Annotated in this window: 1 protein-coding gene; it reads left to right on the forward strand. The window is 46.9% G+C overall.

Translation table 11 applies throughout. The annotated features are described in order from the left end of the window. Positions 1 to 544 (forward strand): asparaginase domain-containing protein (locus R7R24_RS29745; RefSeq protein ID WP_318120592.1); only part of this gene is annotated, 544 nt, incomplete at both ends.

A 544-nucleotide genomic window follows, 5' to 3' on the forward strand; every position in this document is an offset into this window, starting at 1 on the left:
AAACTACCCAATCAACGAAGTCACCTTATTCTTCAACAATCAGTTGATGCGTGGCAACCGCAGCACAAAATCTCATGCTGACGGCTTTAATGCATTTACGTCACCAAACTTGCCGCCACTGTTGGAAGCGGGCATCAACATTCAGATTAGCAACAGCATCAAGGTGAACGCGCAACCTGAAGGTGAATTCAAAGTTCACAACATTACTCCTCAACCAATCGGTGTGATCACAATGTATCCGGGTATTTCACATGAAGTTATCCGCAATACCTTGCTTCAGCCAGTGAATGCGATGATTTTGCTGACTTTTGGTGTGGGTAACGCTCCGCAAAACCCAGAACTACTAGGCCATCTTAAAGAAGCCTCTGAGCGTGGTGTTATTGTGGTCAACCTGACTCAATGTTTGGCTGGTAAAGTCAACATGGGCGGTTATGCGACAGGCTGTGCGTTGGCAGATGCAGGCGTAATTAGCGGTTACGATATGACGCCAGAAGCGGCGCTCGCAAAACTGCACTTCTTATTGAGCCAAAACCTGTCTTACGAA

It is taken from the genome of Vibrio sp. 704, assembly GCF_033339295.1.